The organism is Streptomyces sp. G45, assembly GCF_049542095.1.
In the GTDB taxonomy this organism is placed as follows: domain Bacteria; phylum Actinomycetota; class Actinomycetes; order Streptomycetales; family Streptomycetaceae; genus Streptomyces.
Window position 1 is genome coordinate 1 of record NZ_JBMUZU010000003.1, and the last position, 3,670, is coordinate 3,670.

Below are 3,670 nucleotides of genomic sequence, written 5' to 3' on the forward strand. Positions count from 1 at the left end.
GGTGAGGGGCACATCCACCTGGCCGACGCCAGTGGGCTCGCGTTCCGTGGAGGCTGGCGGCACGAGCAGGGTGGGTTCGTCGAGGCCGTCCAGCTCTCGTGCCCAGGCGTCGGCCGCCGCCCGCTGGTCCTGCCGGGAGAGCCACAGCAGGAAGTCGCGGTAGGCGCGGGCCCGGCCCGGCGCGGCGGCGTCCGTGGGCGAGGCGTACAGGCGCAGCAGGTCCTGGACGAGCAGGGGGACGGACCAGCCGTCGAACAGGACGTGGTGGACGGTGAGGACCAGGTCCCAGGTGTCGGCGGTCTGGCGGAGCAGGGACAGCCGCAGCAGCGGGCCGCGGGCCGGGTCGAAGGAGGTGCGGTGGTCCGCGTCCAGGAAGCGTGTGCGCCGCTCCGCGCGCTCCTGCCCGGTGAGGGCGCTCAAGTCGTCCTCGTACCAGGGCAGTTCGACGTGGTCCTGGATGATCTGGACCCGGTCGCCCCTGTGGTCGGTGGCGAACGCGGCCCTGAGGTTGGCGTGCCGGTCCAGGAGTGCCTGTCCGGCGGCCCGTAGCCGCCGCGGTTCGACCGCTCCGGCGAGGTGGAAGACGAACTGCATCTGATAGGTGTCGTAGGTGGCGCCGTCCAGGGCGGCGTGGAAGAGCAGGCCCTGCTGCATGGCGGTGAGGGGCCACACGTCGGTGAGACCCGGGTACGTCGTCGACCAGCCGTCCAGTTCGCTCTGGCTCACCGTCACCAGCGGTACGTCGGACGGTGTGAGGCTGCCCGAGTCCGGCCGGACGGCGTGTCGGGCCAGGCCCTCCAGGGCGGTGCGCCACAGCCCGGCCAGCTCGTCCGCCTCGGTCTGCGTGAACAGCCCGGTGGCGAAGTCGAGGCGGGCGGCCAGGCGCGGGCCCTGTTCGGTGTCGGACACGTAGGCGGTGACGTTGAGCGGGGCCAGCGCGGGCGTGTCCGGGGCGGGCCGCGCCACCAGGTCGACGGTGCCGTCGGCCTGGGTGAAGCCGAGGCCGGTCGCCGTGTCGGTCCGGTGCGGGGAACCCTCGTACCTGCCGAGGTAGTTGAAGGCCACCTGGCCGGTGGCGTACTGCCGGAGGATCGCCGCGGTCCGCGGGTTCAGATAACGCAGCAGGCCGTAGCCGATGCCCTTGTCGGGTACGGAGAGCAGTTGTTCCTTGACGGCCTTGACGGCGGACCCGGCGGCGGGGCCGCCGTTGAGGGCGTCGTCGATGTCGACGTCGGCCACGTCCAGGCGTACGGGGAACATGCTGGTGAACCAGCCCACGGTGCGGGAGAGGTCGGCGCCGGGTGCTGCGGCTTCCTCGCGGCCGTGGCCTTCGAGGCGCAGCAGGAGCGCGGACTCGTCCACGCCGCGCGCGGCGCGCCACTTGGCGACGGCGAGGGCGAGGGCGGTGAGGAGGCCGTCGTTGACGCCGCCGCGGTAGGCGGCGGGCAGACTGGTCAGGAGCGCTTCGGTGGCCGGTACCGGCAGGTCCAGGTGCGCGTGGCCGACGGTGGCCATGGTGTCGGTGGCGGGGTGGAAGGGTCGGCTGCCCAGCTCGGGGTCCGGTCCGGTGACGATGGAGCGCCACAGGTCCAGCTCGCTCTCCCGCGCGGTGGCGGCCTCCCGCGCCAGGGCGTGCGACCAGCGTCGGAAGGAGGTGCCCACGGGTGGGAGCACCGCCTCGCGGCCCTCTCGGACGTGCTTCCAGGCCTCGACGAGGTCGGGCAGCAGCACACGCCAGGATACGCCGTCGACGGCGAAGTGGTGCAGGACGGCGATCAGGCGTCCGGCGCGTTCGGCACCGGCGTCGAACCAGACGAACCGCGCCATGGCTCCGGCCGCGGCGTCGAGGCGGTCGGCGGCGGCGTCCAGGGCGGTGGCGGCCCGCGCGCGCCAGGCGTCGTCCCAGACGCCGTCGCAGGTCAGGCGCTGGATCAGGGAGGGGACGTCGACGGTCCCGGGGGCGGCCACCTCCAGGACGGGTTCCTCATCGGGTGACCCGGTGACCAGGCGTGAGCGGAGCATGTCGTGCCGGTCGAAGACCGCCGTGAGTGTCGCGGCGAGGCCGGGCGCGTCGATGCCGACGGGCAGGTCCACCGTCATCGACATGCTGAAACGGTTCAGGCCGGTGCCCAGGTCCAGCAGGTAGTGGCCCATCGGCGGCAGCGGCAGGAAGCCCGTGCCGCCGCCGTCCAGCTCCTCCAGGACCGGCCGGGCCGGGCTGCCGCCGCTGACGCTCTCGGCGAGTTCGGCGACCGTGCGGGCCTCGAAGATCTGGCGGGGGGTGACGTCCACGCCGTGGGCGCGGGCCCGGGAGACGACCTGGATGGAGCGGATGGAGTCGCCGCCGACGGCGAAGAAGTCGTCGTCGACGCCGACCCGGTCCAGGCCCAGGACCTCGGCGTACGCGGCGGCGAGCGTCTCCTCCACCGGCCCGCGCGGGGCCCGGTAGGTGCCGCCGGTGGGCTCGGGTTCCGGGAGTGCGGCCCGGTCGAGCTTGCCGTTCGGGGCCAGGGGGAGCCGGTCCAGCATGACGTACGCCGCGGGCACCATGAACGCGGGCAGCCGGTCGGCGACGAACCCGCGCAGGTCGCGTGCGGACACCGCGGCCGTCAGGTCCACGTTCAGGTCGCCCAGGCTGTCGACCGTGCCGAGCCCCGACTCTCCCGCGGTCACCGGCACCACGTAGGCGACGAGCCGGGTGGTGCCCCGTTCCTCGTGCGTGACCACCACCGCTTGCGTGACGGCCGGGTGGGCGGTGAGCGCGGCCTCGATCTCGTCGGGTTCGATGCGGAAGCCGCGCACCTTCACCTGGGCGTCGCCGCGGCCCGCGTACTCCAGCTGGCCCTCGGCGTTCCAGCGGGCCAGGTCACCGGTGCGGTACATGCGGGCGCCGGGCGGGCCGAAGGGGTCCGCCACGAACCGTTCGGCCGTCAGTCCGCCGCGGCCGAGGTAGCCGCGCGCCACATTGCCCGCGACGTACAGCTCACCCACGACTCCCGGGGCCACGGGCCGGAGGGCGGGGCCGAGCACATGGGTGCGCATATTGCGCAGCGGCGTGCCGATGGGGGCGCCCGCGGTGCCGGTCCAGGTCTCGTCGGCGGTGAAGGCGGTGGCGTAGAACGACTCCGTCTGGCCGTACGCGTTGATGACGCGCACGCCGGGGATGGCGTCCCGGACCCGGTCGACGAGCGCGGCGGGCAGGGCTTCGCCCGCGAAGACGACGGCGTCAGCGTGGATCTTCCCTCCGACCTGGTCGAGGATCCCGGCGAGCACGGACGGGACGGTGCTCACCACTCCGCCGCTCCAGCCGCCGCGCTCCGCGAGTGCCAGCACGTCCTGGACCACTTCGACGACGCCGCCGTGGGCGAGGGTGGTGACGATCTCGAAGACGGACACGTCGAAGTTGACCGAGGTGCCCGCGAGGACCCGGGTGCCCGGGCCGATGCCGACGCTGTGGGCGAGGGCGAGCACGCCGTTGACCACGTCGCGGTGGGTGACCGTCACGCCCTTCGGGGTGCCGGTCGAGCCGGAGGTGTACATCACGTAGGCGGCGTTCGCGGGCCCGCACGGGGGCGGGGCCGCGGCGGCGGCTTCGACGCCGGTGCTCGCGGTACCCGTGATGTCCGTGAGGAGCAGTCGGGGATGTCGTTCTCGGGGAGCGCCCCGGCCG

General features: G+C 73.9%; 1 protein-coding gene. It reads right to left on the reverse strand.

All coding sequences use genetic code 11. The features are described 5' to 3' along the window. Positions 1–3,636 (reverse strand): condensation domain-containing protein (locus ACOBQU_RS40420; protein WP_423635627.1); only part of this gene is annotated, 3,636 nt, incomplete at its 3' end. Between the last annotated feature and the right edge of the window lie 34 nt (positions 3,637–3,670).